Raw genomic sequence first — 26910 nt, 5'->3', positions numbered from 1 at the left:
CATTTGTAATTACACAAAGCAATATGAACAGGCTGCATCTTTCCCGTGTGTTAATGGCCGGCACTATTATTTTAATAGCTGCCTTCCAGTGCTATTGGCTGGTAAAAGTGTATAAAGAGGAATACAATACCCTGCAACGAAAAACCGATATACTGCTGAAGGATGCCATACAGCAAATACAGGCAGAACGAATGAAGGGGCTACCCGCTTCGCTTCGCCCGGAGAATATTGAAAAAATAGAAATAGTATCAGACGATAAAAACAATGTACATTCTAACAACAAAGCTATTATAACCACCAGGTCTTCTGCTGGCGCTGATATCAATAAGGGGGGCGGCTTTAAACATGATTCTGTAAAAGTGCTTCATTGGTCAAAAAGGATGGGTAATGGTAGTGATTCAATGATGGATTTCCCGCCTCCGCCACCATTTTTTAATATAGCTATTGCCAAAGTGGTAGACAGTTTACAGAACAAAGCCAAAGGAAAAGATACACAAAACGTAAGGAGCTTTATACTGGAATTGAATAAGCTGGATGACTCTATCCCCATTGCAAAGCTGGATTCTCATTACACCCGTATTCTCCAAAAAGAAAACATCTACCTGGCTTTTCAGTTAAAAACAGCCAGCTTGCCTAACAGGAGGGCTGCTATGGATTCTGTGCCTAAAAGCGATAAGCTTACCACCCGGTTTGCCATGCAGGGTTTCAATGCCTCAATAGGTTATTATGCTGTTTTCGAAAATCCCTTTTCCTACATCTCCAAAAAGCTGCTGATCCCTTTCTGTGTATCAATTATGCTGATAGGGTTTACTATTATCTCATTTGTGTTTGTATACCGCAATATGCTGGCGCAACAGCGCCTTGCGGATATGAAAAATGAGTTCATCAGCAATATCACCCATGAATTAAAAACCCCGGTAGCTACGGTGAATGTAGCTATAGAAGCATTACGCAATTTCAACGCCTTAGAAGATACTGTTCGTACCAAAGAATACCTTGATATTTCTGCCATTGAATTGCAGCGCCTTAGCTTGCTGATAGACAAGGTTTTACGGTTAAGTATGTTTGAAAACCATAACGTAAGCCTCCGGCTGGAATCTGTTGATATAGTGACGCTTACACAGGAGGTATTAACCAGTATGCGCCTGCAGCTGGAAAAAGCAAAAGCTACAGTTCATTTTAACCCTGAGCAAAGCATTTTACCTATGCAGGCAGACAGGTTGCATTTCACCAGTGTGATATACAATCTGCTGGATAATGCTATCAAGTACAGCCCTGCCAACCCGGTAATAGATATACAATTACTCACAGATAACCAATCAACGGTTTTTACTGTAAAGGATAATGGAATAGGTATTCCGGCTGCATATAAACACAAATTGTTCGAAAAGTTTTTCCGGGTGCCTGATAACGACAGGCATAATACACGTGGCTACGGTTTAGGTCTTAGCTATGTAGCGCATATCATCCGGTTGCATAAAGGCACTATTGAGGTAAACAGCGAGGAGGGAAAAGGCAGTACATTTATTATTAAACTTCCGTTGGTGCATGAGTAGAATTAAAGTACTATACATAGAAGACGAGCAGTTTTTAGGGAAAATTGTAAAAGAAACCCTGGAGAGCAGGGGCTTTGATGTAGTAATGGAAACCAATGGCGAAGTGGCTATGGATGTGTTTGTGCAGGAAAGCCCCGATATATGTGTATTGGATATAATGCTGCCTGGTATGAATGGTTTTGAATTGGCCGAAGCCATCCGGGCCATAAATGACGATATCCCCGTGATCTTCTTAACTGCAAAAGTGCAAACCGAGGATGTGGTAAAAGGCTTTAAAGTAGGAGGTAACGACTATATACGCAAGCCGTTTAGTATGGAAGAGCTGATTGTGCGTATTGAGCATCTGCTACGGGTAAAAAAAGATTCCATTGCTCAGTCTATCACTTCCGAAGTATTGTCACTGGGCCACTACCAGTTTCATTTACAACGGCAGGTGCTGTTGGGACAAAATACAGAAAAGCGCTTGTCTTACAGGGAAAGTGAATTGTTGAAGTTTTTATGGCTAAACCGTAGCACGGTAATAGACCGTAAAGCCATCTTGAATGAGCTATGGGGAAATGACTCGTTTTTTAACAGCCGTAACCTGGATGTGTATATTACTAAGCTGCGTGGATACTTAAAGGAAGATCCTGCCCTGGAGATAATAACAATAAAGGGGGTAGGCTATCGTTTTGTGACAGGCTCCCCCCTTTAACTATATTAGTAATTAATTACCTGCTCTACTATTGCTTCCGGAATAGGACGCCATTCATATTGCTGGTTACGCAGCTGCGGTTCAAAGCCTGCTTCTTTAATCGCTTTCTGCATGGTTTTGTAAGTAAAACGGTGCGGAGCGCCGGCAGCACTTACTACGTTTTCTTCAATCATAATGCTGCCCCAGTCATTCGCTCCGGCGTGTAAACAAATCTGCGCTGTTTGTTTACCAACAGTAAGCCAGCTGGCCTGTATGTTTATAACGTTCGGTAACATAATACGGCTGATAGCCAGCATGCGAATGTATTCGTCCTGGGTAGTAAGGTTATGCACACCCCTGATGCGGGTAAGCAGGGTGTCTACATCCTGGAAGGTCCAGGGTATAAATGCCAGGAAGCCTTTGGCGCTTTCCGGCTTTTTAGCTTGCACTTCACGTATACGGGTAAGGTGTATAAAACGTTCTTCTATGGTTTCAACATGGCCAAACATCATAGTTGCGCTGGTAGTAATGTCCAGCTTATGCGCTTCATGCATAATAGCCAGCCATTCATCGCTGCCACATTTACCTTTGCTGATCAACCTGCGCACCCTATCAGTAAGTATTTCAGCACCAGCGCCGGGCAGGGAATCCATACCAGCTTCTTTCAGGGCTTTCAATACATCATGATGGCTCATTTTTTCCAGTTTGCAGATATGTGCTACTTCTGGTGGGCCTAAAGTGTGCAATTTCAGGTTTGGATACAGACTTTTCAGTTGACTGAACAAATCGGTATAAAACTGAAGTCCTAAACCCGGGTGGTGGCCGCCCTGTAATAACAACTGGTCGCCGCCAAACTTCAGGGTTTCTTCAATCTTCTTTTTATAGGTGTCTATATCGGTAATATAAGCATCGGCGTGACCGGGAATGCGGTAAAAGTTGCAGAATTTGCAGTTTGCCACGCATACATTGGTAGTATTTACGTTTCTATCAATCTGCCACGTAACCTTGCCGTGCGGTACCTGCTTTTTACGAAGCTCATCCGCCACATACATTAATTCGGTTAACGGCGCGTGTTCAAACAGGAACATCCCTTCTTCTATGCTTAAAAACTCGAAGTCTAGCGCCTTCTGGTATAACGCTGATAAATTCATCCTTGCTGTCTTTGTAGTAGCAACAAAGGTAATATAATGTAACTGCAATATGGCGATGGAATAATTACATCAATGGTTTGCCCAGATGGCCAATATGTGGTAACTTTTAAGTTGATAAATCAAGCCGTATAATGCCAGGATTGCGCCATAAATGCTTTTATACTGCCGCTATACTGTTATTAATGAACCTGTTACCCTCCCAAGCCCGTACACAGGAACAATTTGTAGCACCGCAGGCCCGGTTGTTAACCACTTTTAGCTTTAAAATGCTTACAGGGGGTATTGTTATTGTTCAGGCTGCCCTGGATAATTTCAAAGACAGTCTCAATTTCATTTTTGATACAGGAAGCGGGGGTATTTCTCTGGATTCTGCCACTGTTGATTACCTGCAACTGGAACGAACAGCTACTTCCCGTACCATAAAAGGTATTGCAGGTGTAAGAAAAGTGGATTTTGCTTTTAACCACTGCCTGAACCTACCAGGATTAAAAGTGGATTCGCTGGATTTTCACATTAATAACTACGACCTTCTTACCAGTGTATATGGGGTTCGCATAGATGGAATAATGGGTTATTCTTTTTTGAAACGCTACATCGTAGCTATCGATTATGATAAGCACGAAATGAAAGTATACAGTCCGGGTTCTTTTACCTACCCCAAAAACAGTCACTTCCTGCGCCCCTATTTCTCTTCTATTCCTATGCAGTATGTTTTTGTAAAGGATGCACGCGATGTACTGGCGCGTTATTACATGGATACCGGTGCGGGTTTATGTATGTTGTTTTCAGAATCGTTGATACACGACAGCGCTTTTCTTTCTAAAAAACGGAAAAGATATCCTACACAGGCCGAAGGATTGGGGGGTAAAAAAAGTATGGATATGACGGTAATAAAAGAAGTGAAAGTGGGGCCGTTTAAATTTCGTAAGGTGCCCGTGTATATTTTTGATGATGACTATAATGTAACAGCTTATCCTACATTGGGAGGATTGCTGGGCAATGATATTATGCGTCGTTTCAATGTAGTATTTAACTACGCCGATCAGCTGGTTTGCATAAAGCCCAATACCCATTACAGGGAGGAGTTTGACTATTCCTACACAGGTTTGGGAATTTATGTAGTGGATAGATACATTAAGGTGGTAGATATTATAAAAGGATCGCCGGGTGATAGAGCAGGATTTAAACCTGATGATATTATCATCAGCATCGATAATAATTTCTCTAACGATATCCAGGCTTTCAAAACACAATTGCAACATGCCCGAACCACCCTGCGCATAGTGGTATTACGCAATGGAAATCCCGTAATGCTTAAACTTCATATTAAAAGCATCCTAAATTAATAGTATATGTATATTACAGGTTAAATGATCGCGTAACTATGAATATTCCTTTGTTTAAAAGGCTTCTTCAAAATCAATTGATTACGGAAGAAGAAATGACCTGCATCGAAAAACAGCAACACAAACCAGCTTCTGTTCATTGGGATTTACTTACACTTTTATATCTGGGTATTTTGCTGTTATGCTCAGGCTTAGGTGTGGTAGTGTATAAAAACATCGATACTATTGGGCATATGGCTATTATAACCTTTATAGCCTTAGCCTGTGCAGCCTGTTTTATCTGGTGTTTTAAAAAAGCGCCAGGCTTTTCACGCAGCAAGGTCAACTTTTCTCATGTGCTTAACGATTACCTGGTGTTGCTTGGAAGTTTGCTGCTGTTGGTGTGGGTAGGGTACATGCAATTTGCTTATGAAGTGTTTGGCTCCAGGTGGGGGCTTGCTACGTTTGTGCCCATGCTGTCTTTATTTGGTATAGCTTATTACTTCGATCATTTGGGAGTATTAAGTCTTGCTGTTACCAACCTGGCTGCCTGGGCAGGTATCACTGTAGCTCCTTTGCAATTTGCCAGTAACGACTTTAGTAATGAGCTGCTTATTTATACCGGTATTGCATTAGGTCTGGGTTTACTGCTCGCTATGTACATTACACACAAGTTAAAAGTGAAAGAACACTTTAGTAGTGTTTACCAACATTTTGGAATACACATTTTTCTAATCTCCTTGATGGCAGGATTATTTCACTACGAACACTGGATTGCTTTGTGGTTTTTGATCATATTGCTTGCCCTGTCTGTTTGTTACTGGCAGGCTGTTCAAACAAAATCCTACTACCTGTTGGTTGTAACTGCGTTATATGGCTATGTAACTGTTAGCTATGCCATAGTGTATGGCTTGTTAACTATGAGGGATGAGGGCATCATTTTAGCAATGATATATCTGATCGTTTCTGCTATTGCTTTAATCCTGATCCTTATTCATTACAACAAAAAATTCAAAGAGCATGCAAGCGTATAATTATTCAGATCTATTCAATAAAGCAGTACACGAGCAAGCTTCTGAAGCTTTTTTAGATGGGTGTTTGAGCGAGGAAAGCTATAAGAATGTATTAGCACAATCCCCTTCTACTTTATACACACCTAATTACTTTGTAAGAGTAGGCCTGTCCATACTTACTATTATTATACTGCTAGTGGCTTTTGGTTTGGGAGCGTTGGCGTTTTCTCAATTCCGTGAATCTGCGTTAAGAGTATTATGCATACTGGCTGCTTTGGGTGGCTATGGCGTTCTTGAAATGATGGTGAAGGAGAGAAAACTATATAATGCAGGTATAGATAATATTCTGATGATTTTTATTTTGTCGTGCATCGGCTGTGCTTTTATAGAAACAGTTGTTTCGCAAAGTATAGTGTGTTTCATGCTGACATTAGCAAGTGCCTGGCTTTGTGTCCGGTTTGCAGATGCATTGATGGGGCTGGTATCTTATGCTTGTTTTATACTGTTTATATTTTTATCCGCAGTCAGAGTATTGCCTGTGTTCCCGATGGTGCCATTGATATTGCTGATTGTATCCGGCGTTTTACATCTGTTTTTTAAAAAGAGGACTGGGGCTGGAGATAACGTGTTGTATAGCTATTGCTATCAGGCGCTTATTATTGCCACTGCCGTAGTCATGTATTTATCTGTTAACTTTTGGGTGGTAGACGAATGGATGAATGGTAATCTTTTTGCTTATGGTGATGGCGCTAATATTTTTGTTCCTGCCTGGGAAAGCACACTGCTTTGGGTGTTTACTTTTGGTATCCCGGTAGTATATTTATTTAACGGTATTCGCAAAAAAGACCTGGCACTAACCAGGGTGGGTGCGTGTTTGCTCATTGCATCTGTTTTAACCTTCAGAGAATATTTTCATGTAATGCCTTTTGAAGTGGCTGCTATTGTTGCCGGCCTTTTTCTGGTTTTGTTCAGCAGCTTTTTTATCAAATGGCTGAAACAACCCAGGGGAGGATTTGCATTTACAGATGCAGATAAGGATAGAAAAACATTGGTAGAAGCAGAAGCTACTATTCTGGCGCAGGCATTTGGAAAAAAAGCTACGCACATAAATCCTAATCAGTTATTTGGAGGGGGAAGTTCCGGGGGAGCTGGTGCTTCGGGAAACTTTTAAAAGAAAAAGAGCAGCTTATGGCTGCTCTTCTCTGTTAAAAAATATCTTCAGTTTTTCATTGAGGTAGTAAATGAGATCCTGGATGGTAGTATTTTTTCTTAAAAACTCATAGTCAGGTCTAAACCTACCCATAAAAAGGTTTAAAGAATCGCCTTTTAAACGTGTATAATAACCTACCGTTTCAGGGTTAAAGCGGTAGTCTATATAATGCTGTTGTTCCTGTTCTTCAAAGTGGTCGTAGGTTTGTTTACGTAAACGGTCTTTTTTGTTCCACTTCAGGTTAATGCCTAAGCCCGCACCTGAGCTGGCTTTTGTAAATGTTTTATCCCTGGGGCCAGCGTCTGCTAAAAACCTTTCTCTTCTATCGGCACTATCCTGTTGGTACTTACTGTAGCTGGTTGATTTTACGGTTACATCCAGTTTGGTTGCCAGGCGTGGTAATTCAATGTGGGTGGTATCAGGTAAATAAGGAAAGAAACGTAAGCTGTCTTGCCCGTAGCCAATAGCTGAAAACAAAAGCAAATCGCCTTTATTTACAGGAATAGCAAAAAAGCCCAGTTTATCTGTTTCTACTATTTGCTTGGTTTGCTGGTTGGTTACGGTAGCATTAACAATGGCGCTACCCATAGCACTATCTCTCAGGTAGCCGTAATATATTTTTTGGGTAGTTTGCGCCATGGTGCCAGCACAAAATGCGAATAATGTGATGACTGTCAGGCTAATATAGTGTAAGTGAGTGTGAGGCCTCTTTGTAACAGGCAGTAAATTCATGAACTGGTATAGTTTACGGCAAGATAAAGATATTCATATTTCATCGTTCTCATTGCATTGTTAAACTTTGTTCTGCCCGGCTTTGTCTTCCTTTCTGTGCTACGTTTAGTTTTACTATTTTGCAATTCTTTTCAATAGAATTTATGATAACATACAACCGTTTTGAATTAGATAATGGCCTGAGGGTGTTAGTGCATGAGGATACGGCTACGCCTATGGCGGTGGTAAATATTATGTACGATGTGGGGGCAAGAGACGAAAATCCGGCCCAAACAGGTTTTGCTCATCTATTTGAACACCTGATGTTTGGTGGTAGTATTCATATTCCGGATTACGACGAACCATTGCAGCGAGCTGGTGGCGAAAACAATGCTTATACAACAAACGATCTTACCAACTATTATTGCCAGTTACCGGCTCAAAACCTGGAAACGGCATTTTGGTTAGAAAGCGACCGCATGTTAAGCCTGGCCTTCACCAAAAAAAGCCTGGATGTACAACGAAAGGTGGTATGTGAGGAATTCAAAGAGAATTATATTAATAAACCATACGGAGATGTATGGCATAAATTACGCCACCTAGCCTACACAACACATCCTTATAAATGGATGACGATAGGTGATGAGTTAAGCCATATTGAGAATGCCAAGCTGGATGACGTGAAAAATTTCTTCTTCCGTCACTACCGTCCTGTAAACGCCATATTGGTAGTAGCAGGAAACGTGAAAACTGAAGAAGTAAAACGCCTGGCTGAAAAGTGGTTTGGCGATATTCCCATGGGCGAAAAGTATGTGCGCAACCTGCCCCAGGAACCTAAACAACAACAGGCCCGCAGGCTGGAAGTAGAAGCAGATGTGCCTTTAAATGCACTGTACAAAGCATGGCATATGGGCTCCCGCTTAAGCAAAGATTACTACGCAGCAGATTTAATCACTGAGGTGTTGGGTGGCGGCGCTTCTTCCCGTTTACACCATTCTCTGGTAAAACAGCAAAAACTATTCAGCAACCTGGAATGTTATCATTTTGGTACTATGGAGCCGGGGCTGGTAGCGATAGAAGGCAAACTGGTAAAAGGCGTAAAGCTGGAAGATGCAGAAAAAGCAGTAGAGGTAGAGTTGAACAGGATAAAGAGTGAGCTGGTAAATGATACAGAACTGGAAAAAGTAAAAAACAAAACGGAAAGCATCATTGCCTTTGAAGACATGAGTGTAATGAGCCGTGCCAACAGCCTTGCATTTTACGAGCTTACCGGCGATGTGGAGCTAATTAATGAAGAGCTGGGTAAATACCAGGCAATTACTACAGAAGATATTCTTGCCCACAGCAAGGAAATCTTTGATGAAAATAATAGTAGCACTTTATACTATAACAGTAAAAATTAAGCACCGCTTTTCACCAAGTGGTTAAGATAAAATATGATTGACAGAAAAAAGAGTCCTGCTATATATGATGCGGTTGAGTTTGATTTAAAACTGAAACCGTGCGAGAAATATACGCTGGATAACGGTGTGCCTGTGTATGCGGTAAATGCCGGTGAGCAGGATGTGGTAATGGTTGAATTTGTATTTTTTGCAGGAAACTGGTACGAGAACCAAAATATTCTGGCAGCCTCTACCAACTTTTTATTAAAAAACGGCACTCAACATAAAACAGCATTAGAAGTAAATGAACACTTTGAGTTTCACGGTGCTTATTTAAATCGTCATTGCTACAATGAAACTGCTACAGTAACACTGCATTGCTTAAGCAAACATTTGCCACAGTTATTGCCTGCTATTGCAGAAGTATTGACAGAATCTGTATTTCCAGAGGAAGAGCTGGCTATTTACAAGCAAAACCAGAAACAACGTTTAGAGGTAAGCTTAAAAAAATGCGACTTTGTAGCCAACCGTTTAATTGACGATTATTTATACGGTATAGAACACCCTTATGGTAAGTATACTACAGCGCCCGATTACGATGCTGTTGAGCGCGAGCAGCTATTGGCGTTTTATCAGCAATACTACACCAAAGGAAAGTGTGTTGTTTTTACCGCAGGTAAACTGCCAGCTGATATTCAGCAACAACTGAATTCCGCTTTTGGCCATTTGCCATTTAATCAGCAGGAGATACCGGAAGTAACACATGCTGTAAAGCCGGCAGTAGAAAAAAAATACAATATCATCAATGATGCTTCAGGTGTGCAGGGCGCTATCCGTATTGCACAGCCTTTTCCTAACAGGCATCACCCGGATTTTATTAAAGCGCAGGTGCTGAATAATGTTTTCGGTGGCTTCTTTGGCTCAAGGTTGATGAGCAATATCCGTGAAGACAAAGGGTATACTTACGGTATACATAGCTATTTACAAAACCATATTCACCAGAGTGCATGGATGATCAGTACCGAAGCAGGTCGGGATGTGTGTGCAGCTACTATTGAAGAGGTATATAAAGAAATGCAGCGTCTGAGAGACGAGCCTATTGAGAAAGATGAACTGGACCTGGTGAGAAACTATATGATGGGTAGCATACTCGGAGATTTAGATGGCCCCTTCCAGATTATTTCACGCTGGAAAAACTATGTATTAAACAATCTTACCGAAAGCTATTTTTATAATAATCTGCAAACCATCAGAACTATCAGTGCTGAAGAGTTGCAGGCGCTGGCTCAGAAATACCTTCAGCCAGAAGCGTTTTATGAATTAACGGTTGTTTAAAAATGTATACGTATGGGAAAATTTATTGGTAAATTACTGGTAACCGCACTAGCTGCGTTAATTGTATCATACCTTTTGCCCGGCGTTAAAATAGATAGCGGCACCAGCGCCATGTTAGTGGCACTGGTGCTGGCTTTATTAAATGGCTTTGTAAAGCCTTTCCTTGTTGTTCTTACTATTCCCATTACCTTGTTAACAATGGGGTTGTTTTTACTGGTTATTAATATTGTGATAGTAAAGTGGACGGCCAGCATTGTACCCGGTTTTACAGTAGTAAACTGGTGGGCAGCGTTATGGTTTAGTTTGTTACTCACATTTGTAACCGCTCTTATCGAAAGCCTTATTAACCGCACACAGTCAAACGAATAACCAGGAGGAAGGTTGTTATGTATTTCGACAGAAAATCATGGAGTAACGAACAACTGGTGGCTATTTACCGCCAGCTGTTACTGCCCCGCCTGATAGAGGAAAAAATGCTGATACTGCTAAGGCAGGGTAAAATCAGCAAGTGGTTTAGTGGCATAGGTCAGGAAGCCATAGCAGTAGGCAGCACCTTTGCATTGGATACGGATGAATGGATTATGCCCTTACACCGCAACCTGGGTGTATTTACTTCGCGTAACATGCCTTTACACCGCTTGTTTGCACAATGGCAGGGTAGCGAAGAAGGATACAGCAAAGGGAGGGAGCGTAGCTTCCATTTCGGATCAAAACAACATCATATCTGTGGCATGATCTCCCATCTTGGGCCACAACTGGCCATTGCAGATGGTGTATCGCTTGCCAATGTGTTAGAAGGTAAACAGAAAGTAGCCCTGGCGTTTACCGGGGACGGTGGCACCAGCGAAGGCGATTTTCACGAAGCGCTGAATGTGGCTGCTGTATGGGATTTACCCGTTATTTTTTTAATAGAGAACAATGGCTATGGTTTAAGCACACCGGTGAACGAACAATACCGTTGCGCTACCCTGGCCGACAGGGCCGTAGGATACGGCATGAAAAGCATTACTATCAACGGCAATAATATTCTCAATGTAATTGAAGCGGTTACTAATGCGCGGGAGTACTGTTTGCGTGATCAAAAGCCCTATTTAATAGAGTGTGTTACTTTTCGCATGCGTGGTCATGAAGAAGCCAGTGGTATTAAATATGTTCCGCAGGAATTGCTGAACAAATGGGCAAAGCAAGATCCCGTTGCACAATACGAGCACTATTTACTGCGCGAAGGAATTCTGCAGTTAGAAGATGTGGAAGCAGCGCGCAACAGTATAAAAACCTATATCGAGTCTGAACTTGCTTTAGCAGACAAAGCGGCTCCTGTTGTAGTAAATACGCAGAAGGAACTGGATGATGTATATGCCCCGGTTACAGCAAGTGTTTTGCCGGATGCCGCCGCCTATACATCCCGTTTATCTCCTGGCGTGGAATCCAGGTTTATAGATGCGGTTTCAGATGCCCTGTATCAATCTATGCAACGTTATTCCAACCTGGTGTTAATGGGCCAGGACATTGCAGAGTATGGTGGAGCCTTTAAAATAACAGAGGGTTTTGTACAGGAGTTTGGAAAAGCAAGGGTACGTAATACGCCATTATGCGAAAGCGCTATACTGGGTGCAGCGCTGGGGCTAAGCTTGCAAGGGTTTAAAAGCATGGTGGAAATGCAGTTTGCCGATTTTGTTTCTGTTGGTCTTAACCAGATTGTAAACAACCTTGCCAAAATATATTACCGCTGGGGGCAGCAGGCTGATGTGGTGGTAAGGCTGCCCACAGGGGGCGGGGTAGGTGCTGGCCCGTTTCATTCTCAAAGCAACGAAGCCTGGTTTGTACATACACCAGGCCTGAAAGTAGTATACCCATCAACAGCAGAAGACGCTAAAGGCCTGTTGATTGCTGCTATCAACGATCCCAACCCGGTATTGTTTTTCGAGCATAAGGCTTTATACCGAAGCATTGCCGGCCCGGTGCCAACAGAGTATTACGAGGTACCCATAGGCAAAGCCAGGCAGGTGCAAACCGGAACAGACGTTAGTATCATTACTTACGGAGCTGGTGTACATTGGGCTACTGCTTACGCAAAAGAGAATACCGGCATCAGCATAGATATACTGGACTTACGAACGCTGTTGCCTATTGACTATGATGCTATAAAAGAGTCGGTAGAAAGAACGGGCAAAGTACTGGTGTTACATGAAGACACTTTAACCGGCGGTATAGGTGGCGAAATAGCAGCCTGGATAGGCGAGCATTGTTTTGATAAACTGGATGCCCCGGTAATGCGTTGTGCTTCGCTGGATACTCCTGTTCCGTTTAATACGGCCTTAGAACAAAACTTCCTGGCAAAAAGCCGTCTGGCAGAATACATCAACAAGTTAATCTTCTATTAATACACCAACTCACTCCCCTCATTATTAGTAGTGTTTTAAGTACCTTTAGAAAAAAAGGAAGGCTTTGATAAAGATTTATTTACCGTACCGGGCAAAGTATAATCAGATGCAGCGGGTGCTGGCAGCTGATGTGGGAGGAACTAAAGTGAACATGGCTTTATGCTATGTAACAGACGAGAAAATTGAAATTATACATTCGGTAAAGTATGCATCGCAACAGTATGCTTCTTTTACGGATATTATTAAGGCATTCTTAGCCGAAGAAAAGGTAGAACAGCCGGATAAAATAGGTATTGGCGTTGCCGGGCCTGTTATCGATAACACGGTGGAGTTTACCAACCTCAATTGGGTGGTAAGTGCTAAAGAGATAGCCGAAGTGGCGGGTGTGCCGGTAGAGCATGTGGCATTGATCAACGACCTGGAAGCTACAGCATACGGACTGCCTTGTTTATCAGACGATGATATTTTAACTATACATGCCGGCGAACCGGGCCATTCCGGCAATGCAGCTATTATAGCTCCCGGAACAGGCTTAGGAGAAGCGGGTTTGTTTTACGACTCCAATGGCTATCATCCTTTTGCCACAGAAGGCGGGCATTGCGAATTTGCCCCTCGTACAGAAATGGAAGCACAGTTGTTTAGTTACCTTAAAGTAAAGCACCGCAGGGTAAGCTGGGAGCATGTGGTGGCCGGACCAGGCATTTACCGTCTGTATTATTTTCTGCGCGATGTGCTGAAAAGAGAAGAGCCGGAGTGGCTGAAAAAGGAAATAGAAGAAAAAGGCGACCCCTCAGCAGTTATTAGCGAAGCCGGGTTACAAAAAAGGGCTCCTATTTGCGAAGAAGTGATGCAGCTGTTTGTGCAACAATTGGCAAGGGAAGCCAGTAGCCTTGTGTTAAAGATGAAAGCTACCGGTGGATTGTTTTTTGGAGGTGGCATTCCTCCCAAAATTTTACCGCTGTTAAAAGATCCTAATTTTTACGAAACCTTCATCGATTGCGGTCGTATGCAGGAATTAGTGGCTAAAGTGCCGGTAAAAATTATCCTGAACGATAAAAGTGCGTTATACGGTGCGGCTTATTATGGGGCTTATGGCTTGTAAGGCTTTTCGGCTGCCAATATAAAAGCATCGGTATATACGGGCAATTCTGCCCGATAAAAAAGGTAGTTTTAATCATTCTTTTCCTCCCGGAAAAGCTAATGAGAAAACAAACTACATACGCATGAAAAAATGGACTACGCTGTTGGTGGGGTGTGCTATTACACTTCACCTTACAGCACAGGAAACTTTTCCTGTCAATGGCGTGGCAGACAAGCGCGAAGGCTGTTATGCTTTCACGCATGCCACAATCGTAAAAGATGGCCAAACTACACTGCAGGACGCAACGTTAATTATCCGGAAAGGCAAAATTATTTCAGCGGGGTCCGGAGCCGCAATTCCCAAAGACGCAGTTGTTATTGATTGTAAGGGTAAGTTCATCTACCCGTCGTTTATTGACATCTACAGTGATTATGGCGTAGGAACGCCACAACGCGACCGTGGTGCCGGTTTCGATTTTCGCGCACCTGCACAGCTAACTTCTAATCAAAAAGGCGCTTATGGCTGGAACCAGGCATTGCGTACCGATGTAGAAGCTGCTAAAATTTTTGCAGTAGATAACACTAAAGCAAAAAGCCTGCGGGAAGCAGGTTTTGGCACCGTGCTTTCTCACCAGAAAGATGGTATTGCCCGTGGTACAGGCGTAGTGGCTACCCTGGCCGAGGAAAAAGAAAACCTGGTAATTGTAAAAGAAAAAGCTTCTGCACATTACTCTTTAAACAAAGGCATATCTACACAAAGCTACCCCAGCAGTATGATGGGCTCTATTGCTTTGTTACGGCAAACCTACCTGGATGCACAATGGTATAAAAACAATCCCACAGCCGAAGGCGTAAACCTGAGCCTGAAATACTGGAACGAGCAGCAAAGCCTGCCACAGATATTTGACGCAGGAGGTAAATGGAATGATGTACGTGCCGATAGAATAGGAGATGAGTTTGGTGTACAGTACATTATAAAAGGCGGTGGCGATGAATACCAGCGTTTAAAGGAAATAAAAGCTACCAATGCAGCCTTTATTTTACCGCTGAACTTTCCACAGGCAATGGATGTAGAAGATCCTAACGATGCCCGTTTTGTGTCGCTGGAAGATATGAAACACTGGGAAATGGCGCCAGCCGAAGCAGGCCTGTTTGAAAAAGAGAACATTACTTTTTGTTTAACCAGCGCCGACTTAAAAGACAGCAAACAGTTTTTAACTAACCTGCGCAAAGCGATAGAGTACGGGTTAACAGAAAACAGAGCGCTGGAAGCGCTTACCAAAACACCTGCTACTTTGCTGGGTGTATATGATAAAGTAGGTAGCCTGGATGCTGGCAAACTGGCCAACTTCATTATCACCTCTGGACCGGTGTTTAAAGAGAACACTACCTTATTTCAAAACTGGGTACAGGGCAATGAATATGATGTAAAAAATGAAGGCTGGAACACGCTTACAGGTACTTATACTGTGACTGTAACCAGTGCAGCTGGTACTCAAAAAACATACAACCTGCTGGTGAAAAGTGAAAATGCAGCCAGCATTATTGCTGCCGACACAATTACCGCACGTTTCAGTTTTGATGGTAAGCTGGTAAAGCTGGGCTTTTCCGAAACCAAAAGATCCAGAACCGGCATACGCTTAAGCGGCGTTAGCAATGGAACTACCTGGCAAGGCAATGGAACAGACACTGCCGGTAACAGCGTGTTATGGACTGCCAGCTTTGTAAAAGCAGCAGAAGAAAAATCTGACAGTGCTAAACGCAAACCGCCGGTTCGTTTGGGAGCTATCACTTATCCTTTTGATGGTTATGGATGGGAGCAATTGCCCAGGCAACAAACACTGCTTATTAAAAACGCAACAGTTTGGACCAACGAAAAAGAAGGAAAATTAGAAGGCGCGGATGTGCTGGTGAAAAACGGAAAAATTACCCAGGTAGGTAAAAATCTGTCCGATGCCGGCGCTACTGTTATAGATGGTACAGGTAAGCATCTTACCGCAGGCATTATAGATGAACACTCACACATTGCTACTTCTTCTATTAACGAAGGCGCACAAAGTGTAACATCTGAAGTGCGTATTGCTGATAATCTTAATCCTGATGACATTAACATCTATCGCCAGTTAAGCGGTGGTGTTACCTCTTCTCATATTTTACATGGTTCTGCCAATACCGTAGGCGGACAAACGCAGCTGATTAAATTACGTTGGGGCTTCAATGATGATGAACTGAAATTTAAAGGGGCCGATCCTTTTATCAAGTTTGCATTAGGGGAGAACGTAAAACGTACCACTTCTCAAAACAACAACCGCTTCCCCGATACCCGTATGGGGGTAGAGCAGGTGCTGGTAGATGCTTTTCAACGTGCTACCGACTATCAGAATGCTTTAAAAGGTGCTGATGGTAAAAATGTACGTAGAGATCTGGAGTTGGAAGCGCTGTCTGAAATCCTGAACAAAAAACGTTTCATTACCTGTCACTCTTATGTGGCAAGTGAAATCACATCTACTATTCGTGTAGCGGAGAAGTTTGGTTTTACCCTCAACACTTTCACACACATCCTGGAAGGTTATAAGGTAGCAGACAAAATGAAGGCACACGGTTCTAATGCTTCTACTTTCAGCGACTGGTGGGCTTATAAAATGGAAGTACAGGATGCCATGGCTTACAACGCTGCTATTATGCAGAAAATGGGTCTGAACGTATGTATCAATTCCGATGATGCCGAAATGGCGCGCCGCTTAAACCAGGAAGCAGCCAAAACCGTTAAGTATGGTGGTGTTAGCGAAGAAGAAGCACTGAAAATGGTAACATTAAATCCAGCCAAAGCTTTACACGTTTCAGACAAAGTAGGAAGTATTAAAGTAGGTAAAGATGCCGACCTGGTGTTATGGAGCAATCATCCGTTAAGCATTTATGCAATGGCTGAAAAAACCATTGTAGATGGCACTATCTTCTTCGACAGGGAAAAAGATGCGCAAATGCGTGTGGCTATTGCTGCGGAAAGAAACCGTTTAATCAACAAAATGCTGGGCGAGAAAAAGAGTGGGGCTGCTATGGCGCCTGCCAGACCAAGCTTTAACATTATTCTCAGTTGTGGCGATCACGACCATCATGATGGCCTGATTACCATTGACGCAGGTGATGATGAGTAAACGTTACTATTGACTTCAAAACAAATTGAAATGAAAAAAACATTCCTACATATAAGTTTGCTGCTTCTGCTGGCTGGTACGGCAAAGGCACAGGAAGATGTATATCCTGCCAAAGAATATAAAGGCAAGCTGTTTATTACCAATGGAACCATACATGTTGGTAACGGGCAGGTAATTGAAAACGGCACTATCGAAGTAGAAAATGGTAAAATAGTGCGTGTGGGTACAGACATAGCCGTGCCATCCGGTGATGTAAAAGTGTTTAATGCGCAAGGCAAGCAGGTATATCCTGGTTTAATATTACCGGTAACCGATTTAGGTTTAAAAGAAATAGCCAACGGTGTTCGTGGTAGTAATGATTACAAAGAGCTGGGTGATTTTAATCCAAGTGTGCGTAGCATTGCTGCTTACAATGCCGATTCTAAAATAACAGGCACCTTACGTGCCAACGGTATATTACTGGCTTGCGTTACACCACAAGGCACCGTTATCAGCGGTTCGTCTTCCGTTGTGCAATTGGATGCCTGGAACTTTGAAGATGCCGCTTATAAAATTGACAATGGCATACACCTGGATATGCCCAGCTTTATTACACGCCCCAACCGTTTTGCTATTATGATGGGTATGGGCAGAGAGCAGGGCGATGCGGCTAAGCAGGCATTGGAAAAACTGGAAAGTATTAAAAACTTTTTCCGCGAAGCAAAAGCCTACCTGGGCGAATCTTCTCACAAGGAAACCAATATTAAATTCCTGGCCTTACAGCCTTTATTCGAGAAAAAGCAAAAGCTGTTTGTGCATGGCGACCAGGTAAAACAAATGATGGCCGCTATTGATTTTGTAAAAGAGTTTGGCTTTGAAGTGGTAATTGTAGGTGGCAGTGAAAGCTGGCAAATTGCAGGCTTACTGCAACAGAACAATATTGCTGTTATCCTCAACGACGAGCATGCTTTACCTTCTACAGAAGATGATGATGTTGATCAACCATATAAAACGCCTTACCTGTTGCAAAAAGCAGGTGTGTTATTTGCGCTGAACGATGAGCATGACGAAAGCCGTTACCGCAATCTGCCATTCAATGCAGGTACAGCTGCTGCTTATGGTTTAACCAAAGAACAGGCGTTACAGGCCATTACGCTAAACGCTGCTAAAATATTAGGTGTAGCAGATAAAACCGGTTCGCTGGAAGCCGGGAAAGATGCTAACATTGTAATAAGCGAAGGGGATATCCTGGACATGAAAACCAGCCTGGTTACCAAGGCTTTTATACAGGGGCGTGATGTAAGCTTGCAAAACAAGCAAACCCAGTTATTTGAGCGGTATAAGTATAAATATGGTCTATAAATAATAGGAAAGAATAAAACAACGAGGGCTGCTCATCACGATGAGCAGCCCTCGTTGTTTTACCGCCTGATAAACGATAGTTCGTAAAAGCTTTTATTGCTGTTGTGAAGCCCGCTTATAATGTTCAAAAACAGCATCTGTTCTTTCCTTAATCCTATTCAGGTAACTACCAGCTTCAATCAATTGCTGCATGGTGCCACCACCGGAATACTGTTCTTTGCTAATCAGCTCTACCAGTTTGGTTTCACTGTCGCGGTAAACAAGCCATGCGCGTTGGGCGGCTATTAAAACTGGCCTGTCGGCTGGCGTTAAAGTTACCAGCAGCTGTTTATAATACTTATTCAGCAAGCTATCGTATTTCTCTGCTGCTTCATAAGTAGCAGTGCGCATACCTGCTGTGCTGAAATCGTAATCCATGTACTTTTTCATGTACCTGTTTACCCGAAAAGTGTCCAGTATAAACTCTGTTTCGGTATCACTGGTTTTGTTTTGCTTCAACCTGGCCGCGAAGGCAGTTTCTTCCTTTTTCACTTCCTGCTGTATGGCATTACTCATGGCAGGTGTTACTTCAACAGGTAAAGCGGCAGATTGTGCATAACCTGTAGCATTGGTAAACAAAAGGCCAACAAGCAGAAAAAATCGGTTATTCATATTGTCTTACATGTTTAATGGCCCATGGGCGGGTATGGGCCACTTTGTTTAAGGGATGCTAAAGATACCATATCCTGTTTCGCAAAATAAATTTGTCCTTTGATGCCAAAAATGTATAAATTGACGGCCAATTACGAGTACGTTTTTTTAAACCCTTGTTAGTTTTGTTCAATAAATAGTTTTGCCCTAAACATGAAACCCGGTATTAAAAAGGCTGTCAATCTCTCGGCTTTTACTTTGCTTTTCTTTGTAGGTGGCATACTCCTGTATGGTAGCCTGTACAGCCTGGTTGTTAAACTGGTTAAAATCTTCACGAAAGGTGGTGTAACTTTTCAGGGCGACTTTCCCATGCTGTTTATTCACAGCCTGCTTTTTGGGCTGGTATTCTGCGTTATTCCGGGATGCGTTTTTATTTGTCACCAGATATTAAAAGGTCGCTCGGTAAAAGACTATGCCTGGACCTGTGCTTTATACCTTGTATTTTTTGTTACAGCCTTTTGGGGTGTATGCGATTTTGAAAGCTTTTTTATTGTCGCCTCTTCCGATCCGCATAAACGTAACGAAATCTTGTTTCACAACGTAAAGGATGTGCACCTAAATGGTATTTTCATCATTGCCATTATCCTGGCTACCATTTTCACTTCTTTTGCTAATATGATCAAGTGGTTAAGAGCACCCAAACCCAAGCCTAAGGCAAAGGGGAAACCCAAGCCGAAGCCGGTTGTTCAGCCAAGTAGCCCTTTTTAGGTTTGTTTAGGGAAATTCAACCAAAAAAGCGTACTTTTGCACAGATTTTTTTGCAACAGCATTCAGTAATCAAGATATATTCTGTTACACCTCAGCTCTGTACACTGTAGTCTTCTTTTCTCCATGCCTGCATTCTTATTAGGTAACTTATTTACTGTCTTGAGGTTATCCAGGATGGTTTTATAATATTTAAACCAATAGGTGCTATGACAACAGAACAAATTGAAAAGTTCATTTCTCCGGAGCATATCTCTAAAAAGCCTGTCCGCATCAGTTTTAAAACCCGTAATAATGTTGTGGGTCTGTTCCTTGATGTGGCTGACTTTAACGACTTAAAGGCTAAAAACTTTTGGCGTGTGGTATTAGAGTCCAATATTGAAGATTGGAAAAAGTCGCAAAACATGAGCCTGGCCCGTATTTTTAACGGTGCCGAGTTTACGCGTCTAGCTCCTTTTAACGAGAAGTAAAATCACACTGTCGTGTGAAGCGGTTTATGTAGCAAGGGTAATATAGCATATCAAAGGCAAACTATATTACCTTCGTTGCATGAGTAAAAAACTGTTTTTGCTGGATGCCATGGCGCTCATTTACCGCGCTTATTATGCCTTGATACGTAGTCCGCGTATTACCACCAAAGGAAAGAACACCAATGCCCAGTTTGGGTTTACGAACACGTTATTTGACCTCATCAATAAAGAAAAACCAACCCACCTGGCGGTTTGTTTTGATACGCATGCCCCTACAGAAAGGCATATCGATTTTACCGACTACAAAGCCAACAGACAGGAAGCTCCGGAAGACCTGCTGGCCTCTATTCCTGATATTCAACGCATTATCCGCGGCTTCAATATCCCCTGCGTAGAGCTGGATGGTTATGAAGCGGATGACGTAATTGGCACACTGGCCTGGCAGGCAGCAGATGCCGGTTACGAGGTGTACATGGTTACTCCCGATAAAGATTATGGCCAGCTGTTAATTCATCCCAATGTATTTATTTACAAACCTCCGTATATGGGCAGCAAGGAAGAGATCCTGGATGCCCAAAAGGTGTGTGAAAAATGGGACATTGCCAGGGTAGAACAAGTGGTAGACATTCTGGGTTTAATGGGTGATGCTGTAGATAACATTCCGGGTATTCCGGGTGTAGGAGAGAAAACTGCTGCCAAGCTGCTGAAAGAGTTTGACAACCTCGAAAACGTACTGGCCAATGCCGATAGCATTAAAGGTGCACTGGGCGAGAAGGTGAGAAACGGCAGGGAAAGTGCTATCATCAGTAAAAAGCTGGCTACCATTATTACCAATGTGCCTGTGCAGTTTCACGAAGAAGATTACATGCTGAAAGCCTGGAATAACCAGGAGTTGATTGATTCGTTTACCGAACTGGAATTTAAAACACTAGGCAAGCGCATTTTAGGTGATTCTTTTAACGCGTTTCAAACAGCGCCTGCCGGTGTTCAAACCGATTTATTTGGTAATGCAGTAGAACCCAAAGGAACTGCCAAAGACGAAGAAAGCCTGGTGGCTGCCGGCAGCGGATTCAATGCAGATAAGAACATCAACAACACCCCACACGCTTATCATTTACTGGATACGGCAGAGAAGATACAGGCTTTTGTAAACAAAGCTATTGAACAAACAGAAGTATGCTTTGATACAGAAACTACCGGGCTGGATGCCAATGAGGCCGAGCTGGTAGGCATGAGCTTTTCCTATACACCTGCGGAAGCTTATTACATACCTTGCCCTGCTAACAGGGAAGAAACGTTGGCAGTGTTACAGCTGGTAAAACCATTGTTTGATGCACCTTCTATTACCTGGATTGGGCAGAACCTGAAGTTTGACCTGCTGATGCTGAAATGGTATAACATGGAGCTGAAAGGTAACCTGTACGATACCATGCTGGCGCACTATGTAGTAGAACCGGAAGGCCGCAGAAGCATGGACCTGCTAAGTGCGCAATACCTCGGTTACGAGCCGGTACATATTGAAGAGCTGATTGGTAAAAAAGGAAAGCAGCAAGGTAACATGCGTGATGTGCCTGTTGAAAAAATAACAGACTATGCTGCGGAAGATGCAGACATCACTTTGCAATTAAAGCATGCCCTGCACCCGCAATTAAAGTCTAAAGAAGTAGAGCGCGTATTTTATGAAGTGGAAAACCCACTGGTAAAAGTGCTTACCGCCATGGAGTTTGAAGGGGTGAAAGTAGATACCGACTTTTTAAAAGAATATTCCAAACAACTGGAAATAGAAGCCAAACAGTTTGAAGAGAATGTATATACCGCTGCTGGTGTACGTTTTAACCTGTCATCACCCCGTCAGTTAGGAGAAGTGCTGTTTGATAAGTTAAAGCTGGACCCTAAAGCGAAGAAAACCAAAACAGGCCAATATGCTACGGGTGAAGATGTGCTGTTAAAACTGGCAGCTAATAACCCTATAGTGGATGATATTTTAGGTTACCGTGAGTTAACCAAATTGAAAAGCACATACGTAGATGCTTTGCCGGAAATGATCAACAGCAAAACCGGTCGTGTGCACACTTCTTACGCACAGGCAGTAGCAGTAACCGGTCGTTTAAGCAGTAACAATCCTAATCTGCAAAACATTCCTATCCGTACAGACAGGGGCCGCGAAATAAGAAAAGCATTTATTCCGCGCGATAGTGATCATACGCTTATCAGCGCTGACTATTCACAAATTGAATTACGCGTAATAGCAGCTATCAGTGGCGACCCGAATATGTGCGAAGCGTTTAAACAAGGCAGGGATATTCACACCGCTACTGCTGCCAAAGTGTATGGCATTGCGGATGAAGAAGTGACAAAAGAACAACGTTATAAAGCCAAGAGTGTAAACTTTGGAATCATATACGGACAAGGTGCTTTTGGTCTTGCCGATAACCTGGGCATCAGCCGCACAGAAGCAAAAGAAATTATTGACAACTATAAGAAAGAATTTTCGGGCATTACCAGGTACATGGACGACATGATCAACTTTGCCAAAGAACATGGGTATGTACAAACATTAATGGGCCGCAAACGTTGGTTAAGAGATATCAACTCTTCTAACTTTACCGTGCGTGGCTTTGCCGAGCGAAATGCTATTAACTCTCCTATACAAGGCACTGCTGCCGACATGGTGAAGATGGCCATGATTCGCATTCAGGCGGTGATGGAAAAAGAAAAGCTACGCAGCCGCATGATTTTACAGGTGCATGATGAATTAGTGTTTGATGCGCATAAGGATGAACTGGACATGTTAAAGCCCCTGATATTGGAAAACATGCAGCAGGCATTGCTGCTGCCTAACGAGGTGCCTGTAGTGGCCGAATTGGGCTCCGGCTTTAACTGGCTGGAAGCGCACTAGAATGTAACACTATGAAATGTTCACGTTAGTTATTCGATTGTAAATATGATTGTTGTTATTCAATGTAAAGACCAGGTAGGACTGGTTTCTGCCATATCCGGTGTTATGGCGGAGGAAAAGATAAATATCGTTTCCATGCGCGAGCATGTGGATACGCAAAATAACCGTTTTTTTGCCCGGCTTGTTTTACAACAGCCGGCCAATGAAGCAGCTTTACACAGCAAGCTACAAGCGGTTTTGCCAGATGACGCCGTTATTCATATTACCCTGCAACCCAATAAAAAAATTGTAGTGCTGGTTACGAAAGAATATCATTGCCTGGGCGATATATTACTGCGTAACCACTTCAATACCCTGGGGGCAACGGTGCAATGTGTAATTGGTAACCATACCACATTACAGGATATTTGCCGTCGTTTTGATGTGCCTTTTCACCTGGTATCGCACGAGCAGGGTAGCAAAGATATATTTGAACAATTCCTGGTAAACACTATACAACAGTACGAAGCCGATTACCTGGTACTGGCTAAGTTTATGCGCATACTGTCGCCCGATTTTGTGGCGCGTTATCCTATGCGTATTATCAACATTCACCATTCTTTCTTACCCGCTTTTATCGGTGCTAACCCTTATCGCCAGGCATATGAACGTGGTGTAAAACTGATAGGTGCTACTGCGCATTTTGTTACCAACGATCTGGACGAGGGGCCAATTATCACCCAGCAAATTATTCCGGTTAACCACTCGCTCACAGCAGCTGACATGGTAAAAGCAGGCAAGGAAATTGAAACTGCCGTATTGGCCAAAGCCCTGCAACTGGTAATGGATGATAAGGTGCTGGTGTTTAAAAACAAAACCATTGTGTTTGATGTATAAACAGATTGTTGACTTCTTATTTCATTTACAATTGCCTTTTCAGCTACCACCTGAAGTAGGTGTGCTGGATGTGCATAAGAACCCAATCATACAACAAACCTGTTCCACCTTTTACAAAAAATTCTACACTACCAACACGCCGCGGCACATGCTTATCGGAATTAACCCCGGAAGGTTTGGCGGTGGCGTAACTGGCATCCCTTTCACAGATCCTATCCGCCTGGAAAGAGATTGCGGTATAGCCAACGACTTTGAAAGAAAACAGGAACTCTCTTCTGTTTTCATGTACGATATGATCAACGCCTACGGCGGCGCTAAAGCCTTCTATCACGATTTTTATATCACTTCTATCAGCCCACTCGGATTTGTAAAACACGGAAAGAACCTTAACTACTACGATGATCCCGCGCTCAAAAACAGCATAGAACCTTTTGCTGTAGACTGCATCAACCTGCAGTTATCATGGGGCATGAAGCGGGATATTGGTTTTTGCATAGGCGAAGGCGAGAATGTCAAGTACCTGCGTAAGCTCAATGCTGTGCATCAGTGGTTTGAGGAGATAAAAGCAGTGCCACATCCCCGCTTTATTATGCAGTATAAAACGAAGCAGAAGCAGGAGTATGTTGAGAAGTATCTGCAGATATTGGGAAGTAAATAGTCTTTATATTCTATACTGTCCATTGTTAGAAAACTTATTATTTCCAGGCAGTACTAATTTCACCTAAATGCGCAGCATGCTTCGCTTTTGTTGTTTATTTTCATTTTTTGAGGTAAATTTATAATCAAAAGCGAAGTATAATGCGTAATGACGCAGAAGAATTAGGGAGCATAATTCGTAAAAGACGAGAGTTGTTAGGGTTATTACAGCCTGATTTAGCCGATGTTGCTGGTATTAGTACCCGTACCATCCAACTGGTTGAGCAGGGTAAGGGTAATCCGTCACTGGAAACTTTGTATAAATTAATTCATCCATTAGGGTTGACTTTTAAAGTGGAATTGAAAAGCGCATCTGAAAACAATAAATCATGAGAGCTGCACAGGTATTATTTAATGGCATATTAGCGGGTATATTGTCTAAAGAGCGAGGCGTTTACCGTTTTGTGTATGACAAGGGCTATTTGAATGATAAAGAAAATAAGCCTGTTAGCCTTACGCTTCCATTTCAGGAAGAGCCTTATGAAAGCAGTGTGCTATTTCCTGCATTTGTGAACATGCTTAGTGAGGGTTCCAACAAAGACATACAAAACAGGTTATTGAAAATTGACAAAGACGACTATTTTAGTTTGTTACTGGCTACAGCCGGTAATGACAATATTGGTCCGTTAACTATAAAGGAATTGAATGCCGCTACCGGAAATTAAATATTGCTCCTGTACACTTCAGCCAGGCTTCGCTACTTACAGCGCTGCCGGACAACTGGCTTTGTTTGGCAGCCGTACTAAAAATGTATCACATATATTACCTTTTGGGTCGCCTGGCAAAAGCAATGAGCTAACCCGTTCCTATAATGAAAAAAGAAAAGTGATAAGTATTAGTGGGGTTCAGGAGAAATACTATTTGCAACTGAACAAGAATACCTTATCACTGGGCGATAGAGCAGGTTCGCATATTTTAAAACCCATACCCACTGTAAGGCTGGAAAGGGTAAGTGACTTACCTGCTAATGAGCATGTAAGTATGCAAATTGCCAGGCAGGTGTATGGTATTAACACAGCATCATGCGGCATTATTTTTTTTGAAGATGGCGAGCCGGCATATATCACACGCCGCTTTGATTTTAAGCCTGATGGGAGCGGAAAATATCGCCTGGAAGATTTTGCCGCTTTGCTCTCTAAAACACCAGAAAGAGAAGGGGATGTATTTAAATATAATGCTGCCTACATCGACATTGCTCAACAAATACAACGATATGCAGCTGCTGCACCGGTTGTGCTACTGGAATTTTTTCGAATAGTGGTGTTTAATTACCTGATAGGTAACGGCGACGCACATTTGAAAAACTTCTCTCTCATGGAAACAGAACAAGGGGACTTTATACTGTCACCTGCTTATGATCTGCTATGTACAGCTCTGCATATTGATGATAGTAAGCTGGCATTGCACAATGGCTTATATCCGGGTGATTATGAAGAAAAGTCGTATGCCACTTTTGGAACCTATACGCGTGCGTCCTTTATCGTTTTTGCAGAAATGATAGGTATTAACACAGCGGTAGCTACAAAAGTGGTAGATAAGATTATCAAAGGAGTGCCTGATGCAATTGCTTTAATAGATCGTAGCTTTTTAAGTGAAGATGCCAAGTATAACTATATAAACATATTGAAAGATAGGCAGAGGTGTTTGTTACTAAGTGAATCAGCTGAATAATGACTTTATTTTTTCGCCCGAGAGTTGGTGGAAATGCCCAGAGAGTTGTGGCATTTGTCCAGACAACTCCCTGGAATGGCCAGAAGGTTGTGGCATCCTTTCAGGCAACTCCCTGATTTGTCCAGAGAGTTCCCTGAGCATTCCAGGCAACTCCCTGAAATAGCCAGAAGGTTGCCTGAGCCCTATGAGGAGTTCCCTGATGTGCCCAGAAGGTTGCCTGACCATTCCAGGGAGCTCTCTGAAATGGCCATAAGGTTGGAGAATTTGCCGCAAGAGTTCATGGATTTGCCCAGTAAGTTGGTGAATGTGTTCGGCAAGCTCCGGGATTAGTCCAGAAAACTGTTCCGGCAAATGCCGGAACATTGCGGAAAGTCTGGCGAGTAAGGGCATCTTATTCAAGTACTCTCCGAAATGATGCCAGTACTTTTGGGAGTCTTCTAAAAGTTCTTGTTGTAAATGCCAGAACTTCCGCAGCAGTTGCACGTACTGGCTGGAAGTATGCTACAACTCCATATAACGTTAGTATACCTTGTGTTCACCTTTAAAGCGTTCAGATTTTTAAGGTGGCTTATATGTAGAAGGCGCTA

The 26910-nt window shown here is 42.7% G+C and carries 23 protein-coding genes; 20 read left to right on the top strand and 3 right to left on the bottom strand.

What is annotated here, in order from left to right:
- Positions 1-23 precede the first annotated feature (23 nt).
- Together FLA_RS27340 and FLA_RS27335 are read left to right on the top strand one after the other, a co-directional pair.
- A complete protein-coding gene (locus FLA_RS27340; protein ID WP_076376337.1) occupies positions 24-1556 on the top strand; it encodes a sensor histidine kinase in 1533 nt (510 codons plus the stop codon).
- Complete coding sequence (locus FLA_RS27335; RefSeq protein ID WP_076376335.1) at positions 1549-2250, top strand: response regulator transcription factor; 702 nt, start codon at positions 1549-1551, stop codon at positions 2248-2250. Before FLA_RS27340 ends, FLA_RS27335 begins: the two co-directional genes overlap by 8 nt.
- A gap of 5 nt (positions 2251-2255) precedes the next feature.
- Here the strand turns inward: FLA_RS27335 and mqnC are convergent, their stop codons facing one another.
- Positions 2256-3380: a cyclic dehypoxanthinyl futalosine synthase gene (gene mqnC / locus FLA_RS27330; RefSeq protein WP_076376333.1), complete on the bottom strand. Its 1125-nt coding sequence runs from the start codon at positions 3378-3380 to the stop codon at positions 2256-2258.
- A gap of 131 nt (positions 3381-3511) precedes the next feature.
- On the opposite strand from mqnC, the gene FLA_RS27325 reads away from it, so the two are divergent.
- From FLA_RS27325 to FLA_RS27315, 3 genes are read left to right on the top strand one after another with little or no spacing between them, the layout of a single operon-like run.
- Complete coding sequence (locus FLA_RS27325) at positions 3512-4726, top strand: aspartyl protease family protein (RefSeq protein ID WP_084206041.1); 1215 nt, start codon at positions 3512-3514, stop codon at positions 4724-4726.
- A 38-nt stretch (positions 4727-4764) separates the two neighbouring features.
- The gene (locus FLA_RS27320; protein ID WP_076376331.1) at positions 4765-5739 is read left to right on the top strand and encodes a DUF2157 domain-containing protein; all 975 of its coding nucleotides are present in this window, start codon (positions 4765-4767) and stop codon (positions 5737-5739) included.
- Complete coding sequence (locus FLA_RS27315; RefSeq protein WP_076376329.1) at positions 5726-6889, top strand: hypothetical protein; 1164 nt, start codon at positions 5726-5728, stop codon at positions 6887-6889. The genes FLA_RS27320 and FLA_RS27315 overlap by 14 nt, the downstream gene beginning before the upstream one ends.
- Positions 6890-6904: 15 nt before the next feature.
- Here FLA_RS27315 and FLA_RS27310 read toward each other — a convergent pair whose 3' ends face one another.
- Positions 6905-7567: a hypothetical protein gene (locus FLA_RS27310; protein WP_076376327.1), complete on the bottom strand. Its 663-nt coding sequence runs from the start codon at positions 7565-7567 to the stop codon at positions 6905-6907.
- A gap of 236 nt (positions 7568-7803) precedes the next feature.
- Here FLA_RS27310 and FLA_RS27305 point away from each other — a divergent pair, with 236 nt between their 5' ends.
- The 7 genes from FLA_RS27305 (at position 7804) to FLA_RS27275 (ending at position 18316) form a co-directional block, all read left to right on the top strand.
- Positions 7804-9042: a M16 family metallopeptidase gene (locus tag FLA_RS27305; RefSeq protein ID WP_076376325.1), complete on the top strand. Its 1239-nt coding sequence runs from the start codon at positions 7804-7806 to the stop codon at positions 9040-9042.
- A 33-nt stretch (positions 9043-9075) separates the two neighbouring features.
- A complete protein-coding gene (locus FLA_RS27300; RefSeq protein WP_076376323.1) occupies positions 9076-10356 on the top strand; it encodes a M16 family metallopeptidase in 1281 nt (426 codons plus the stop codon).
- 12 nt (positions 10357-10368) lie between these two features.
- Positions 10369-10725, top strand: coding sequence for a phage holin family protein (locus FLA_RS27295; protein ID WP_076376321.1), 357 nt, complete (start codon positions 10369-10371; stop codon positions 10723-10725).
- 17 nt (positions 10726-10742) lie between these two features.
- Positions 10743-12740, top strand: a complete 1998-nt coding sequence (locus FLA_RS27290; protein WP_076376319.1) for an alpha-ketoacid dehydrogenase subunit alpha/beta — start codon at positions 10743-10745, stop codon at positions 12738-12740.
- Positions 12741-12804: 64 nt separating this feature from the next.
- Positions 12805-13842 carry a glucokinase gene (gene glk, locus FLA_RS27285; RefSeq protein WP_231940339.1) on the top strand — a complete coding sequence of 346 codons (1038 nt, stop codon included), beginning with the start codon at positions 12805-12807 and terminating at the stop codon, positions 13840-13842.
- Between the two features lie 121 nt (positions 13843-13963).
- Positions 13964-16975: an amidohydrolase family protein gene (locus tag FLA_RS27280; RefSeq protein ID WP_076376315.1), complete on the top strand. Its 3012-nt coding sequence runs from the start codon at positions 13964-13966 to the stop codon at positions 16973-16975.
- 30 nt (positions 16976-17005) lie between these two features.
- Positions 17006-18316 (top strand): amidohydrolase family protein, encoded by a 1311-nt coding sequence (locus FLA_RS27275; RefSeq protein WP_076376313.1) that lies wholly within the window; start codon positions 17006-17008, stop codon positions 18314-18316.
- Between the two features lie 93 nt (positions 18317-18409).
- On the opposite strand, the gene FLA_RS27270 is transcribed toward FLA_RS27275, so the two are convergent.
- Positions 18410-18967: a lysozyme inhibitor LprI family protein gene (locus tag FLA_RS27270; protein WP_076376311.1), complete on the bottom strand. Its 558-nt coding sequence runs from the start codon at positions 18965-18967 to the stop codon at positions 18410-18412.
- Between the two features lie 192 nt (positions 18968-19159).
- On the opposite strand from FLA_RS27270, the gene FLA_RS27265 reads away from it, so the two are divergent.
- From FLA_RS27265 to FLA_RS27230, 8 genes are all read left to right on the top strand, one after another.
- The gene (locus tag FLA_RS27265) at positions 19160-19714 is read left to right on the top strand and encodes a hypothetical protein (RefSeq protein ID WP_076376309.1); all 555 of its coding nucleotides are present in this window, start codon (positions 19160-19162) and stop codon (positions 19712-19714) included.
- Between the two features lie 206 nt (positions 19715-19920).
- On the top strand, positions 19921-20181 hold the full coding sequence (locus FLA_RS27260; RefSeq protein WP_076376307.1) for a short-chain dehydrogenase: 261 nt from the start codon (positions 19921-19923) through the stop codon (positions 20179-20181).
- 79 nt (positions 20182-20260) lie between these two features.
- Positions 20261-23080, top strand: coding sequence for a DNA polymerase I (gene polA, locus FLA_RS27255; RefSeq protein WP_076376305.1), 2820 nt, complete (start codon positions 20261-20263; stop codon positions 23078-23080).
- 45 nt (positions 23081-23125) lie between these two features.
- Positions 23126-23956 (top strand): formyltetrahydrofolate deformylase, encoded by an 831-nt coding sequence (gene purU / locus FLA_RS27250; protein WP_076376303.1) that lies wholly within the window; start codon positions 23126-23128, stop codon positions 23954-23956.
- Positions 23949-24614, top strand: a complete 666-nt coding sequence (locus FLA_RS27245; RefSeq protein WP_076376301.1) for a uracil-DNA glycosylase family protein — start codon at positions 23949-23951, stop codon at positions 24612-24614. Before purU ends, FLA_RS27245 begins: the two co-directional genes overlap by 8 nt.
- Positions 24615-24754: 140 nt before the next feature.
- Positions 24755-24985, top strand: coding sequence for a helix-turn-helix domain-containing protein (locus FLA_RS27240; RefSeq protein ID WP_076376299.1), 231 nt, complete (start codon positions 24755-24757; stop codon positions 24983-24985).
- Entirely contained in the window at positions 24982-25317 is a 336-nt protein-coding gene (locus FLA_RS27235; protein WP_076376297.1) for a HipA N-terminal domain-containing protein, read from the top strand. Before FLA_RS27240 ends, FLA_RS27235 begins: the two co-directional genes overlap by 4 nt.
- On the top strand, positions 25298-26323 hold the full coding sequence (locus tag FLA_RS27230; protein ID WP_076376295.1) for a HipA domain-containing protein: 1026 nt from the start codon (positions 25298-25300) through the stop codon (positions 26321-26323). Before FLA_RS27235 ends, FLA_RS27230 begins: the two co-directional genes overlap by 20 nt.
- Positions 26324-26910 lie beyond the last annotated feature (587 nt).

The sequence above is a fragment of the Filimonas lacunae genome (assembly GCF_002355595.1).
Classification (GTDB): domain Bacteria; phylum Bacteroidota; class Bacteroidia; order Chitinophagales; family Chitinophagaceae; genus Filimonas; species Filimonas lacunae.
Note: the sequence above shows the minus strand (reverse complement) of the source record. Positions and strands in the feature narration are given on the sequence as shown.